The following is a 13,464-nucleotide window of genomic DNA, read 5'->3' on the forward strand; positions in this document are numbered from 1 at the left end:
TGCTCCTAAATTGTTTTCCCAATAAAACGCAAAAATAGTGGTTTAGACGTAGGGACGTCGGCCACTATTTGCTAAGCAAGCATAATATTGAGACTTACCTGACAAAGAAAATCTTTGCCTTGTCCCGACAAGATCTGCCAGAACAATGAAAAAGATTAGCATTTTCAGCGGCCTATGTCCATCCTGTGCAAAACCTGCCGGATAATCGGCGTTTCACATATAAAACGCCGAATTGTGAAAAACTTCCTCGATTCTGCTAGACTTATCCCGCCCGTGACCGCCGAGACAGAGCGCCGCCGGGACTTATTTCAAATTTCCTGGAGATCAATGCAAATGGCCGAACGCCGCCAAAGCGAACGATACGCAGTTTCATTTCCTATACGCATTAAATGGAAGGACGATGACGGCAATGTGATCACGGAAGAGGGGCTTACCGAAAATGTCGGGCTTAACGGCACGCTTGTTTTTTTGCCGCGGCGTTTGCCCTCTGTGGGGTCAAGAGTGAATTCCTTTGGCATCGGCGGTGAGATGGAGATCCGAACAGGCGTTCATACTCAAAAGCAGCTTATATCTTCGCCGAGGGTTCACTTCGGTCTTGGAGAGGCGACCGCAACTGATGTACTGCGCATCATTTGGAACAATGGGTTCGTGCAGGCTGAGTTCGATCTCCAGGCCGATCAGGTCATAGCTGCCGAACAGCGGCTGAAGGGTTCTTGCCCGCATCTGTTCACCTGGAATGGCGAGCGGTTCGTAATGGTCAAAGATGCCCCGCCGTGGAGCCCGGCATTGGGGCTAAAGATAAACGCACAAGACATTGCGGGCGTGATGGAGACGGAGGAATGGTTCAAGATCCCCGGCGAGACCGTGAAGCCAAAAGACGGCGCGTATGAATTCCGGATAACCGGAGAGTATTGGGAATCGTTCTATATCGATCATTACAAGCTGATGGTAATAGATCATCCGGAGGGGACGGAGATCTTTGCGGATGAGCGTTTTGCGGTCCCGCCGCCGCCGTTGAAGGTTCATACCACCGGAGCCGCGCGTCCATTTGCCAAAGTTTTCGATCATAACGGAAACGATGTGTCGGAGACGGTCCGGGCTATCGATGAGGTATATCTTGATGGCATAAAGCGGGGTAAATTTCAAGGCGTAGCGGAGGACCATTGGGCGGAGTTTGTGCTTCCTGCAGATGCCCCGACCGACAAAGAGCTAATGCTGGTCGCAGACGGCTGGCTTCATCCGACCGATGCTTCGATCAATGTGCAGCTTGGTCAAAGCTCCTTCACGCCGCCGAAGAGTTTGAGTCTTGAAGTACCCGATGGCGATGGATGGCGGGTCGTAAGAGAGAACCTTGGCTTTCCTGCCGGCAAAATGAAAACGGTTCTTGTCGAGCTGCCGCCGGGCGAACGAAGATTTCGGCTCCGGACGAATATGGAGATCTACTGGGACCGCCTCGTCTGGGCAGAGATCAAAGACGGCGACGAGAATCGGACCACGACTATCGAGCTAGGCTCGGCAGAGCTAAGGTATAGAGGCTTTTCCGTGATCGAGAAAGCCAATGCCTCGTCTCCGGAGAAGCCTATCTATGATCAGATATTGACGACGGGTCAGCGGTGGCGCGACCTGGAGGGGTATTACACGCGTTTTGGGGATGTAAGGGAATTGCTTACGGGCGTGGATGGACGGATGGTGCTGATGAACGCGGGCGATGAACTTATACTTCGTTTTCCTGCATTGCCTGATCCGCCGGCGGGCTATAAACGTGATCTGGTGTTCGTCGGAAATGGATGGATAAAGGATGGCGACCTTAATTCCGTTTTCTCAAAAACGCTTTTGCCGCTGCCAAGACATGATTCCAATGATTATACGATACCGCCAACCCGGCTTGAGGATGATCCGGTCTATAAACGACATATGTCTGACTGGCTAAATTTTCACACTCGCTACGTTGCACCGGACAATTTTCGTGATAGGGTGCGTCGCCCTTAAAATATATTTACCTTTGATGAAAAGATCTGGAAGGATATTCGCGGCTTTGGTCTTCGCAGCGCTTCTTTCCGTACCTTTTTGGCTTCGAAGCGGTTATGAGCCCTCCCGAACCTCGGTCGATGCGCCGGTGGCGCTCGAGCGCTATGGATTCTATTTTGTCGAATCTGCCAAAGATGCCGGCATTGAATTCGTTCACGTCTCACCCCGACTCGATGAAAAACTCGACCACATAATGCCGATAATCGCCTCGATGGGTGCAGGTGTTTCCATTGTAGATATCGACCGCGACGGCTGGAACGATATTTACCTGACGAACAGTGGCGAAGGTTCAAAAAATGCGCTTTACAGAAACAATGGCGATGGGACATTTACAGATATTGCAGCCGAACTCGGCATTGCCCAGCTTAACGATCGTGAGAACGGCGTTTCAATGGGGGCCGTTTGGGGCGATATGGACAATGACGGTTACGAAGACCTGTTAGTTTACAAATGGGGCCGAACAGAACTCTACAAGAACAATGGCGGAAGCAGCTTTACACGAATCGAGAACACAGGATTTCCGGAATGGGCTAATATAAACACCGCGATCTGGCTGGACTACGACCGCGATGGGGTCCTCGACCTTTTTCTTGGCGGATATTTTCGCGAGGACCTTAACCTCTGGGACTTAAAGAACACGCTGATGATGCCGGAAAGCTTCGAATACGCCAAAAATGGCGGCAGGAACTATCTATTTCGCGGCCTTGGCGGCGGCAGGTTTGAGGACGTAACTGAAGCCGCCGGTTTGGGTTCGACGCGTTGGGCCCTTGCCGCCGGTGCCGCCGACCTGACCGGAAACGGCTTTCCGGATATCTTTATTGCCAATGATTACGCTGTCTCCGAACTGTTTCTGAACCAGGACGGGCGCCGATTCATCGCCGCGGGCGAATCAAGCGGTGTTGGCTTCGCGCCAAAAAGCGGGATGAACGCCTCCTTTGGCGATGTATTGAATGACGGACGCATCTCCATCTACGTTTCAAACATCTCGGAAGAGGGAATTTTGCTGCAGGGGAATAACCTATGGGTGCCGCGCGTGGGAACTTCAGGCAACGCCATTAAGTATGACAATCAGGCGAACAATTTCGGTGTCGAGCTTGGCGGATGGAGCTGGGCGGCGCAGTTCGGAGACCTAAATAACGATGGTTTTCAAGACCTGTTCCTTACCAATGGATACATTTCTGCTGATAAGACGGCGAATTACTGGTATGATTATTCGAAAGTAACCGTAGGGCATAATGCGATCATCGGCAATGCCGCCAATTGGCCGCCAATGGAAGGCCGCAGCCTAGCTGGTTTTCAGCAAAAGCGCGTTTGGCTTAATGATGGTGCCGGACGGTTCAATGAGATTGCCTTAGCCGTTGGCGTAAAGGAAACGCTTGATGGGCGTGCCGTTGCAGTTGCCGATCTTTGGAATCGTGGTGTTTTGGATGTTGTGGTCGCAAACCAGAACGGGCCGGCATTTGTGTACAAGAATCAGGTGGCTCCGGGCCGCAATTGGATCCAGTTCGACTTAGAAGGCAGCGGCAGCAGCCGTTCGGCCATAGGCGCCACAGTAACGGTTTATTGGAACGGACAAAAACAGCGTCAGGATGTAACCGGCGGCATAGGCTTTTGCTCACAGAATCAAAGAAGGCTGCATTTTGGGCTTGGGAAAGCGGATAAGATAGAAAAAGCCGAGATAAAATGGCCATCTGGCAAAGTATCAACACTCAGTTCGCCTGAGCTGAACAGGCTTCACAAAATAAAGGAAGAATGAGCACGAACGTATCGACATTGCATCCTGTAGCGGGGGCGGACTCCATCCCGTTGAAGATGTGGGGCATAGATTCACGCTTTGTGCCTCCCATTTTGATCACGATGATACTGCTTGCCGGGCAGCTATCGTTCGGCTTCCTTGAAAGTTATCCGCAAACCCTGACGGCGATCGGCGTCTGCATACTCTTTGAGATCGTGCTTTCATACACGGTCTATGGAAAGTTTCCGCATCTTGCAAGCGCATACATTTCCGGCATCAGTGCAGGAATTCTTATTCGCTCGCCTGAATTCTGGCCTTTCGCTTTGTGTGCGGCGGTAGCCATTTCGTCGAAGTACGTTCTTCGCGTGGATGGGCGGCATCTCTGGAATCCGACGAATTTTGCGGTAAGTTTTATGCTTTTCGCCGCGCCGTTCTCTGTGGCAAGCCTGTCGATCCAATGGGGCAATGATCTTTATGCGATGCTTGTTATCTGGCTGCTCGGTTCGGTGATAATCTATCGGCTAAAGCGGTTCCATATAACGCTGACCTACGTTTTGGCCTTCGTTTTCTTTGCCTTTATCAGAAGCGCCTGGACGGGCCATTCATTCCTTGCAGAGGTCGCTCCGATAACGGGTCCGATGTATCAGCTCTTTATATTCTTTATGATCACGGACCCGAAGACGACAGTCCGCCATTCAAAGCGGGCGCAGATAATTGTCGTTCTGTTCATTGCGGCGGCCGAGGCGGTGCTTCGCCTTGCGGAAAATGTTCACGCGCCCTATTATGCCCTCTTTATCGTTGGGCCGATAGCAAACCTGATCGACATATATTGGCTCTCACCGCGAAAAGCAAAGGCAGAAGCGGCTGAGAATAGCGTATGAAACATAGTGTGTTTCATGTTGCACGGACGCAACATCTGTGATAGGTTGTAACTCCAAAAAATTTTCCAGATAAGGAGACAATTATGAGCAATACTGCAGCAGCAAGTTCAAACAATATCGCGTCCGCATTTATCGCAGAGCTTCAGCACGAAGCGGAGACCACCCGAAAATGCCTTGAGCGGATCCCGGCCGAGAAGTTTGATTGGAAACCGCACGAAAAGTCGATGACCTTTGGTGCACTTGCCTCTCACATAGCCGAGATGTTCGGCTGGACACCAGCAGCGCTTACCCAGACGGAGCTTGATTTTGCCAAGATGGATTATACCCCGTTCCAGCCGGCAACGACCGAAGATCTTGTGGAGTTTTTGGACAAGAACGTGGCGGAGGCGATAGATACGCTTAGAAATACGCCGGACGAGGTATTTATGGAGCAATGGTCTATGCGCAATGGCGAGACCGTCTATTTCACAATGCCGAAAATAGCCGTGATGCGTTCCGTTGTAACCAATCATATAATTCACCATCGCGGCCAGCTTTCGGTCTATCTTCGGCTGAATGACATTGCCGTCCCGCAGATCTATGGCCCATCGGCCGACGAAGGGCAAATGTGATGCGATAGCACTTTGAAGCATCTAGGCTGCCCGGATCGGCAGCCTTTTTCATTGGCCGCAGGGACCTGGCCGGCTCCTGACACGGCATCAGCCACAGATACCAAATTGGCCCAGAATGCGCCCCTGGCCGAAGAAAAAGGATCGCTCCCGTCCAGCCCGGCTAGTATTATGAATACAAGGTCAGGGCAACAGCTGCGAAGTCCATATCAAACTTCTCGAATTCCGCGCTGGTTTACGGGGTTGGTTAGTCCACGCGACCAAGAGCTGCCTTCACATCCAAGGTTGATCTGGTGCGATGTTCCTTAATTTTAAGGGGGTTCTGAATGGGCCTCCTTTTCGTTTTTGCGGCGATAATGCGAAAATCAGGTATATGTTACGTGTCTTGTTATTGGCAGCTATTGTTTCTTCTTTCAGTGTCGTATGCGTTGGGCAGGTATCGAGAGCTCCGGAGTTTTCGCGTTACCCTGCTGTGGTTACACGGGTGAAAGCAAAGGATATTGACTTTCGTTCGCATAAGGATGCGAGGATGTTCCGAACGCGGTTGCGCGAAGCTCTTCGCGGCGGAGTGAATTTTGCGGGCCGATATATCATTGCCACCTGGGGTTGCGGAACGGGGTGTGTTTCCGGGGCTGTTATCGAGTCCCGAACCGGAAAGGTCTTTTTCCCAAAGGAGCTTTCGCCGTTTATCGCCGGCAATTATTATGCGGATGATGATAAACCGATCGAATACCGAACGGACAGTAGCCTTTTAATAATGGATGGGGCGATCGGAACCGGCGACGATAGGGACGAACCGAAATTCGGCAAGTATTATTTGGTCTGGAAGGGTGCCAGATTTGAGTTGGTAAAATTTGAACCGCAAGACAACCGACGATGATCGATACTGAATTCATTGATCGGCTATTTGCCGGAGACGTTAGAACAATTGCCCGTGCGATCACGCAGGTGGAAAATGGTTCGACTTCTGCGGCAGAGCTGATGAAAGCGGTTTTCCCAAAGACTGGCCGGGCGATGATCATCGGAATAACCGGCGCACCCGGTGCTGGTAAATCGTCGCTCGTCGATAAGCTTGCACTGCATTACAAAGAAATCGGTTTGCGTGTAGGGATCATCTGCATAGACCCTTCAAGTCCATTTTCCGGCGGAGCTATTCTCGGCGACCGGATACGGATGTCCACGCTTGGCCTGGATAAGAATATCTTTATTCGCTCGATGGCAACGCGGGGAAATCTGGGCGGGTTGTCGCGTGCGACAGTGGACGCCGTAGCGATCCTTGATGCAGCCGGGTTTGACAAGGTGATCGTGGAAACGGTCGGCGTCGGGCAGGATGAGGTAGAGATAGTAAAGGCCGCGGACGTTTCGGTAGTTGTATTGGTCCCTGGAATGGGCGATGACATACAGGCGATCAAGGCTGGAATAATGGAGATCGGCGATGTTTTTGTGATCAACAAGGCCGACCGCGAAGGCGTCTTGCGAACGCAGAAAGAGCTTGAAGCATTGCTTTCGCTCGCGCATAGGCCGGATATGTGGAACCCGCCGATAGTCAAGACCATCGCAACGGAGAACAAAGGCGTTGAAGAGCTAGCGGCGGCAATTGATAAGTATGTAGGCTATGCCGCGAGGGCATATGGTGAGGAGATCTCTGACCGCAAAGCATCGATCGCGAAGTGGAGATTGCTGGAACTGCTCAGCGAGCGGCTGCTTTCCGACCTGTTGAATGCTAATGGGACCGATGCAAAGCTGGAGAGCCTTGCCGCGGAGGTTGCCGCAAAACGCATCGATCCATATTCCGCAGTGGAGGAGATATTGGCAAAGAACCATTCCTAGATAACAGCATTTGGCAGAAGCGGCGGCGCTTGTGTGGCTATCTTCGGTGAGGCCAGAAAGTTATGAAGATCAATCATTTGGGTATCGCAACAAAGGATATAGATAATGCGTTGAGATTTTGGGAGGGCTCTCTTGGGCTTGAGAATGTGCATACCGAGGTCGTTGAAGATCAAAAGGTCCGAGTAGCGATGCTGCCGATAGGTGAAAGCCGAGTTGAATTGCTTGAACCGACCTCGGATGATTCACCTATAAGCAAATTCCTCGAAAAGCGAGGCGGCGGGATACACCACATTGCTGTTGAGGTCGAGGATATCAATGCTGCGCTTGACCGGATGAAAGCGGCCGGTGCTGAGCTTATCGATAAAGCACCGAGAATTGGCGCAGAGGGCTGCCTGGTGGCATTCGTTCATCCTCGGTCATCAGGAGGTGTCCTGCTCGAACTGGTGCAAACCGTTAAGTGAGGGGCAGCATCTTAGCTGTTAGTTTGGCGATATTTTTGCTATGATTTCCGTTTGAATTCAAGGACGGGAAACGCTTTTAGAGCATAGGAGAAAAACATTGAGTAGTTTAACAAAGGGCCTCATCTTGCTTTTGGTAGTGCTTGGCATCGGAGTAGGGCTTGTTTTCTGGAAGAAGAACGTCGGTCATACCGGATCGAATGTAAATGGCATCACGAAAGAAGAGATCGAACTGTTGGTCGCTGATCTTGCAAAGGACAACCCGGCGTATTTGAAGCGGCTTGGTGAAAATCCTGATATGCGGAAGGAGCAGATTGATAGCCTTCGCGAGCTTTTTGCTCTCGCAAGCGGTGCGCGTGCGGAGGGATTGGCGAATGATCCGACGAACAAGACCGAGCTTGAAACCATCCGGGCGCAGGTGATCGCCGTAAATTACGATCGTGAGATTCATAAGGACGCCGGGCCGATGCCGCCTTTCGGTTTTATCGAAGAACCGCAGATCAATGCGTTCTACGGGCAAGGCGAACAGACCGAAAAAGGCTTTTTCGACAATCTCAAAGACAAGATCGGGTTAGGGGCTCGTGATAATGAGCTTGCGTTTCAGAGATTTCTTGAATCAAAGATCGCTCTTATCAAGGAAAACAATCCTTCATTAGCCGACAAAGAGATATCTGAAGATGAACGCAAACAGGCCCGCGAGATGTTTGCAAAGGTAGGGATCTACGAACAAGAGTTTCAGCAAAAGGCGCAGGCCGGCGAACTTGATCCGAATTTCGTAAAGAAAGTGAATCTTCAGGTCAAACTCCAGCAAGCGCAATTCCTCGCCCGGCTTTATTCCAAAAAGAATGCCGAGAAGATGAAGGTAACGGACGAAGAGGTCGAGAAGTTCATTGCCGAGAATCCTGCCTACAGTGCCGCCGAGAAAAAGACAAAAGCAGAGGAAATACTCGCTCGTGTAAAGAATGGTGAAGACTTTGCCACGTTGGCAAATGAATTTACTGAAGATCCCGGCAACAAAGCCCCCGATGGCAAACTCAAGGGCGGCCTTTACGAAAATAATCCAAAGGGCCGAATGGTCCCTGCATTTGAGCAGGCCGCGCTTTCGCTCGAACCGGGTCAGGTTTACGACACTCTTGTTGAGACAGACTACGGGTATCACATCGTCAAGCTCGAGCGAAAGGGTGTTACGAAAGACGATTCCGGCAAAGAGGAAGAGACTTACGACGTAAGGCACATACTTATTTCCAACGGCATCAAGGATCCGGACGATCCGGAATCACAGGAGATGCCGGCGAAAATGCTTGTTAGACGCAAACTGGAAGAAAAGAAACAGAAGGACCTGATCGAAGGGCTGATCGCACGAAACGGTGTTTCGGTTCCGGATGATTTTGATGTGCCGGAAGTTACCGATGAGATGATCCAGGAAGCGATGCAAAAGCAGCGGAAGCAGATGGGTTTAGATGAATCGGAAGCTCCGGCCGCGGATAAGGCGCCGCCGGCGAAGAAAGAAGAGGCTAAACCTAAAGGGAAGTAATGGAGATCGGTGATTATCGGGTTGAAATAGTCCCCGACACTGAATTTAGGCTAGACGGAGGGGCGATGTTCGGAGTCGTCCCTCGCGTTCTTTGGGAGCGTGTTTGCCCTCCAGACGAACTTAACCGAATTCGTCAGCAGATGAATTGTGTCTTTATTGATACAGGCAAGGAGAAGGTGCTTATAGAGACCGGCATTGGAGAAAAATGGACCGAGAAAGAAATGAGGATGTACGGCATCTTCCGTGAAAGACCCTTTGCCGAAACACTGTTTGAAAAAACAGGCTGCACACCCAATGACATAACAATAGTTATAAACACGCATCTGCATTTCGACCATGCTGGGGGAAATACGGTTCACAGTGATCGGTTGCCTGTGGCCGGTGGTAAGCCAGAACCGATTGCATCAGCAGGCGACCGGTTCGGATCGAGATCAGCCGTGCCGCAATTCAAAAATGCGCGCTATTTAGTTTCCGCACGCGAGATCGAACACGCCGAATCACCCCACGAACGCGACCGTGCCAGCTACCTGCCGGAAAACTGGCGGCCGATGGTCGAGACCGGCCAGCTTGAAGCGATGCCGGAAGAATACGAACCGATCCCTGGACTAAAGCTCCAAACGATCCGCGGCCACTCTGAAACAATGCAGACCTGGCGGCTCGACCGAGGAGGCAAGACGATGTACGGCTTTGCTGACCTTATCCCGACCAGCCATCACGTTCCGTTGCCGTGGATAATGGGCTATGACCTTTATCCGACAGAAACGCTCGCGTTCAAGAGAGAAATTTTGCCGAAAGCGGTTGAAGGAGGCTGGATGTGTCTTTTTTATCACGATTTTGATCGGCCGCTTTGCCGACTTAAGGAAGTCGATGGCAAAATTAGAGCTCTCGAACTATTTGAATAATGGAAACAGTAAAAATTGGAATAATTGGCGGCAGTGGTCTCTATCAGATGCCGGAATTGGAAAATGTGCGGGAGCAAATGGTCGAAACGCCGTTCGGGGCGCCTTCGGATGCGTTCATCATTGGCGAACTTGATGGCGTAACGGTTGCTTTTCTGCCGCGACACGCACGGGGGCATAAGTTCCTGCCGACGGAAGTGCCGTATCGTGCGAACATCTATGCGATGAAGCTGATGGGCGTGGAGTACATTCTGTCAGTTTCAGCGGTAGGTTCTCTGCAAGAGCAGTATGCTCCAACCGATATGGTGATCCCGGATCAGTTCTTTGACCGTACACGTGCGCGTGCCAAGGAATCGACCTTTTTCGGCGAGGGCATCGTCGGGCATGTTACGTTCGCTCATCCGGTCTGTAATGAGCTTGGTGACATTCTCGAAGCCTCATGTAAAACGGTAGGCGTGAATGTCCATCGCGGCGGTACGTATCTCTGCATGGAAGGCCCGGCATTCTCCACGAAGGCCGAGTCTAACGTTTATCGCCAGTGGGGTATGGACATCATAGGTATGACCAATTTGCAGGAGGCAAAGCTTGCTCGCGAAGCAGAGATCGCCTACGCAACCCTCGCGCTTGTGACCGATTACGATTGTTGGCACGAAGGCCACGACGACGTAACGATAGATATGGTGGTCGAATACCTGAATAAGAACGTGCGGAACGCTCAGTTGATCCTGAAAGACGCCGTGAAGCGAGTTGCCGCGAAGGAAACACCGAATCAGTTCGCCGGAGCGACTAAGAACGCTATCTTCACCGCTCCGGAACATTGGCCTGCGGAGACAGCGAAGAAGCTTGACGCAATTATCGGAAAGTACCGGGCCTAGAATGCGAACCGCACCGTGACTTGGTGCATCATAAGGTTTATGTTACGAACATTGCCACTCTTGTTTCTTCTCTTAGTATTTCCGATGCTGGATGCATCTGCGCAGCGCAATCCCGTTCCGGCTCTAGAGCGTGACCCGATCCTTGAGGCTGACGCCAAGAAGAACCTCGATGTTGCATGGCAAGGTTTCGGGCCGGCAAAGAAAGCATATAAACAGGTTCTGCTCCGCTTCGAGGAAACCTACGCGGCATATCCGGATTTTTCTAAGATAGACGAATTCCTGTATCTCGCCGGGATGAGCAGCTACTACCTTTCAAAGAACGAAGGCAAGCAAAAGGTAAATCTGAAGATTGAACGCGAACGCGAACGTTATGATCCTGCGAAACTGCGCGAGGATGCCATAGCCTATCTAAGCCTTATGATCGAAAAGAATCCCGACAGCCCATATAAAGAGAATGCTGCGAAGGTGCTCAGAGAACTAAAGCAGTGAACTTAAACCAAGTAACCATTTATTCTTCGAAGACGATGGAGACGGTCGAGTTTTTCCAAAAACTCGGCCTTCGTCTTATTGTGGATTCGCTTCCGCGATATGCCCGTCTCGAGTGTACGGACGGAGAGGCAACCTTGTCGGTGAATGTCGCCGATGAAAAGCCAGTGGCTAGTGACGTCGTGATCTATTTCGAGTGCGAGGATCTGGATGCCGAGGTCGAGCGGCTCGAAAGATTAGGTCTTGAATTTGCTGATGAACCGGAGGAGAAGGAATGGCTCTGGCGCGAAGCATATCTCAATGACCCCAACGGGAACAGTATCTGCTTATTCTATGCGGGGGAGAATCGCAAAAACCCGCCGTGGCGTGTAGAATAATTGCCGAGCATTCAATATCTAATTTTCGGAGTAACATTTAATAGATGTCTTTAACAGTTGTAGGTTCTGTCGCCTTTGATGCGCTTGAAACCCCTTTTGGCAAACGCGAAAAGGTGCTTGGCGGTGCGGCGACGCATTTTGGCCTTTCGGCGAGTTTTTTTACTGAGGTCAATGCCGTTGGTGTAGTTGGAGGCGATTTCACGGACGCCGAATGGGAAGTCTTTAAGCGCCATCAGATCAATACTGATGATATCGAGGTTGTGCCCGACGGCAAGACGTTCTTCTGGCAGGGCCGTTATGATTACGATATGAACACGGCGCATACGCTAGATACCCAGCTCAATGTGTTCGAAACATTCGATCCAAAGCTTTCAGAGAATTCAAAGAATGCCGAATTCCTGTTCCTTGCGAACATTCTTCCGATGCTTCAGCAAGACGTCCGTGAACAGTGTCCGAACGCGAAGTTCGTGGCAATGGACACGATGAATTTCTGGATCTCATCGATGAAAGATGCGGTGATCGAAACGATCAAGGTCGTCGATTGCATCATCATCAACGATGCTGAGGCACGCCAGCTGACCGAGGAGCCTAGTATTTATAAAGCTGCCCGCAAGATAATGGAGTATGGCCTCAAGGCGGTCGTTATCAAACGCGGTGAATACGGGGCGACCCTGTTTACCAAGGACGGCTACTTCGTTGCTCCTGCATATCCGCTCGAAAGCGTTTTTGACCCGACCGGTGCTGGCGATACGTTTGCCGGTGGATTTATGGGTTATCTCGCTGCACAGAATGAGATCAATGATGAAACGATGCGGCGAGCGATGATATATGGCTCGGTAATGGCCTCGTTCAATGTGGAAAAGTTCGGTACGGAGCGAGTGGATGCGCTGGACTATCCGGAGATAAATCAGCGGTTCAAGGACTTCAAGCGGATGACCCATTTCGACGATATTGCCTTTGAGATGGTATCTAGCGCTGCCTGACACGATCGATGCAGAACAGGCTCGAAAACACGAGCTCGGTATTTGAAAACCGCGTGAGCTTATTTTCGCTCGTCGCGACCGGGACAATGCTGGTCGTGCTTGTCTTGATCGGCGGTCTTATATCGGCGAATTCAGGAAATTGGCCTGCAGCTTTGATCTTTATTCTGGTTCTTCTTGGCTTGGTCGGTTATCTCGGATTCATCCGATTCAGATTTCGCCGAATGACTTCCAGGCTCGGGCTCGGCCAGATCGAGTGGAGCTCGGCGATTCCAGAATTGCAACGGCAAAGCCTCAACATAGAAGTGCGTGAACTTTCGAGAATACTTGATGTTGGCGATGGACAATTAACCGACTTGCAGTCGGCATACATCGTTGCCGAAGATCTGGCGCTTCGGCAGATACAGCATGAAGAAGGTGTCCCGATCCTTCGTCATGTTAGCGTTGCGGAGGTTCCGTTTGATGCCGTGTTTCAGAAGGATGGCGTGCTCGTTTGCTGCGAAGTTGTTTTCCTCGTCTCGCCGGAGCTCCGGCGAGACCGCATCAATTCGATGCTGAAAAAGATCGCGCAGACGAAAACTGCGATCGAAAGTAAAGGGAAGGTGGCGAGTGTGCGTTTGATGATGATCCTGGTTACGCAAATGGTCTCTTCGGATGAGGAGCTTTTGCGTGCTTTTTTGAAGAAGGAGAACTTTGCCGAAACGCCGGTCGATATTGATATTCGCCTGCTGGATTTTGAATCTCTGCAGAGACTCTACATAACGGAATAAACA

At 51.1% G+C, this 13,464-nt stretch carries 14 protein-coding genes; all 14 read left to right on the plus strand.

Going from position 1 to position 13,464, the window contains the following annotated elements; genetic code table 11:
* Positions 1-234 precede the first annotated feature (234 nt).
* The 14 genes from JVX88_RS01160 (at position 235) to JVX88_RS01225 (ending at position 13,461) form a co-directional block, all read left to right on the plus strand.
* Positions 235-1,989: an ASPIC/UnbV domain-containing protein gene (locus JVX88_RS01160; RefSeq protein WP_211624967.1), complete on the plus strand. Its 1,755-nt coding sequence runs from the start codon at positions 235-237 to the stop codon at positions 1,987-1,989.
* 16 nt (positions 1,990-2,005) lie between these two features.
* The gene (locus JVX88_RS01165) at positions 2,006-3,784 is read left to right on the plus strand and encodes a CRTAC1 family protein (RefSeq protein WP_211624969.1); all 1,779 of its coding nucleotides are present in this window, start codon (positions 2,006-2,008) and stop codon (positions 3,782-3,784) included.
* Entirely contained in the window at positions 3,781-4,644 is an 864-nt protein-coding gene (locus JVX88_RS01170) for a hypothetical protein (RefSeq protein ID WP_211624971.1), read from the plus strand. Before JVX88_RS01165 ends, JVX88_RS01170 begins: the two co-directional genes overlap by 4 nt.
* Before the next feature lie 83 nt (positions 4,645-4,727).
* Entirely contained in the window at positions 4,728-5,255 is a 528-nt protein-coding gene (locus JVX88_RS01175) for a DinB family protein (protein WP_211624973.1), read from the plus strand.
* A gap of 481 nt (positions 5,256-5,736) precedes the next feature.
* Positions 5,737-6,132: a hypothetical protein gene (locus tag JVX88_RS01180; protein WP_211624975.1), complete on the plus strand. Its 396-nt coding sequence runs from the start codon at positions 5,737-5,739 to the stop codon at positions 6,130-6,132.
* A complete protein-coding gene (gene meaB, locus JVX88_RS01185; RefSeq protein ID WP_211624977.1) occupies positions 6,129-7,082 on the plus strand; it encodes a methylmalonyl Co-A mutase-associated GTPase MeaB in 954 nt (317 codons plus the stop codon). Before JVX88_RS01180 ends, meaB begins: the two co-directional genes overlap by 4 nt.
* Positions 7,083-7,144: 62 nt before the next feature.
* Positions 7,145-7,543: a methylmalonyl-CoA epimerase gene (gene mce / locus JVX88_RS01190; protein ID WP_211624979.1), complete on the plus strand. Its 399-nt coding sequence runs from the start codon at positions 7,145-7,147 to the stop codon at positions 7,541-7,543.
* A gap of 97 nt (positions 7,544-7,640) precedes the next feature.
* Positions 7,641-9,074 carry a peptidylprolyl isomerase gene (locus tag JVX88_RS01195; protein ID WP_211624981.1) on the plus strand — a complete coding sequence of 478 codons (1,434 nt, stop codon included), beginning with the start codon at positions 7,641-7,643 and terminating at the stop codon, positions 9,072-9,074.
* The gene (locus JVX88_RS01200; RefSeq protein ID WP_211624983.1) at positions 9,074-9,976 is read left to right on the plus strand and encodes an MBL fold metallo-hydrolase; all 903 of its coding nucleotides are present in this window, start codon (positions 9,074-9,076) and stop codon (positions 9,974-9,976) included. The genes JVX88_RS01195 and JVX88_RS01200 overlap by 1 nt, the downstream gene beginning before the upstream one ends.
* Positions 9,976-10,848: an S-methyl-5'-thioadenosine phosphorylase gene (locus tag JVX88_RS01205; protein WP_211624985.1), complete on the plus strand. Its 873-nt coding sequence runs from the start codon at positions 9,976-9,978 to the stop codon at positions 10,846-10,848. Before JVX88_RS01200 ends, JVX88_RS01205 begins: the two co-directional genes overlap by 1 nt.
* A gap of 84 nt (positions 10,849-10,932) precedes the next feature.
* Positions 10,933-11,337, plus strand: coding sequence for an outer membrane protein assembly factor BamD (gene bamD / locus JVX88_RS01210; RefSeq protein ID WP_211624987.1), 405 nt, complete (start codon positions 10,933-10,935; stop codon positions 11,335-11,337).
* Positions 11,334-11,711 carry a VOC family protein gene (locus tag JVX88_RS01215; RefSeq protein WP_225931323.1) on the plus strand — a complete coding sequence of 126 codons (378 nt, stop codon included), beginning with the start codon at positions 11,334-11,336 and terminating at the stop codon, positions 11,709-11,711. Before bamD ends, JVX88_RS01215 begins: the two co-directional genes overlap by 4 nt.
* 44 nt (positions 11,712-11,755) lie before the next feature.
* Entirely contained in the window at positions 11,756-12,694 is a 939-nt protein-coding gene (locus tag JVX88_RS01220; RefSeq protein ID WP_211624991.1) for a PfkB family carbohydrate kinase, read from the plus strand.
* A gap of 8 nt (positions 12,695-12,702) precedes the next feature.
* The gene (locus tag JVX88_RS01225) at positions 12,703-13,461 is read left to right on the plus strand and encodes a hypothetical protein (RefSeq protein WP_211624993.1); all 759 of its coding nucleotides are present in this window, start codon (positions 12,703-12,705) and stop codon (positions 13,459-13,461) included.
* Positions 13,462-13,464: the final 3 nt, after the last annotated feature.

It is taken from the genome of Leptolyngbya sp. 7M, from assembly GCF_018128485.1.

Excerpts from the sequence above, each read along its gene's own strand:
- JVX88_RS01165 (WP_211624969.1), top strand. The coding sequence starts at position 2,006 with ATGAAAAGATCTGGAAGGATATTCGCGGCTTTGGTCTTCGCAGCGCTT.
- JVX88_RS01170 (WP_211624971.1), top strand. The coding sequence starts at position 3,781 with ATGAGCACGAACGTATCGACATTGCATCCTGTAGCGGGGGCGGACTCC.
- JVX88_RS01175 (WP_211624973.1), top strand. The coding sequence starts at position 4,728 with ATGAGCAATACTGCAGCAGCAAGTTCAAACAATATCGCGTCCGCATTT.
- meaB (WP_211624977.1), top strand. The coding sequence starts at position 6,129 with ATGATCGATACTGAATTCATTGATCGGCTATTTGCCGGAGACGTTAGA.
- mce (WP_211624979.1), top strand. The coding sequence starts at position 7,145 with ATGAAGATCAATCATTTGGGTATCGCAACAAAGGATATAGATAATGCG.
- JVX88_RS01200 (WP_211624983.1), top strand. The coding sequence starts at position 9,074 with ATGGAGATCGGTGATTATCGGGTTGAAATAGTCCCCGACACTGAATTT.
- JVX88_RS01205 (WP_211624985.1), top strand. The coding sequence starts at position 9,976 with ATGGAAACAGTAAAAATTGGAATAATTGGCGGCAGTGGTCTCTATCAG.
- bamD (WP_211624987.1), top strand. The coding sequence starts at position 10,933 with ATGCTGGATGCATCTGCGCAGCGCAATCCCGTTCCGGCTCTAGAGCGT.
- JVX88_RS01220 (WP_211624991.1), top strand. The coding sequence starts at position 11,756 with ATGTCTTTAACAGTTGTAGGTTCTGTCGCCTTTGATGCGCTTGAAACC.
- JVX88_RS01225 (WP_211624993.1), top strand. The coding sequence starts at position 12,703 with ATGCAGAACAGGCTCGAAAACACGAGCTCGGTATTTGAAAACCGCGTG.